We start from the raw sequence: 250 nt of genomic DNA on the forward strand, positions 1-250 counted from the left end.
GGGCCACCTTCGCGCCGAGCTTGCGCCTGGCGCCGGCGACCGGGGTGACGGCCGCCGCCGCGCCCGCCGAGCCCGACAGGCGCGGGCCGATCAGGTCGGTCATGTCCGCCGTGCGTTCCCACGCGTAGTCGCTCGCCATCGCGGTATCGCGGATCCTGGCCAGGGCGGCGGGGTCGTTGCCGGGGCTGGCGGCTTGGGCCGAGGCGCTGAACAACGCAGTCAGCAGAGGCGCGGCCAGCAGGCCGAGGGC

At 76.8% G+C, this 250-nt stretch carries 1 pseudogene; it reads right to left on the reverse strand.

What is annotated here, in order from left to right:
- Positions 1-241 (reverse strand): annotated as a pseudogene (locus KVT32_RS30885) (peptidase M28); the annotation flags it as partial.
- Positions 242-250: the final 9 nt, after the last annotated feature.

The sequence above is a fragment of the Achromobacter sp. GbtcB20 genome (assembly GCF_019091095.1).
In the GTDB taxonomy this organism is placed as follows: domain Bacteria; phylum Pseudomonadota; class Gammaproteobacteria; order Burkholderiales; family Burkholderiaceae_B; genus Achromobacter; species Achromobacter mucicolens.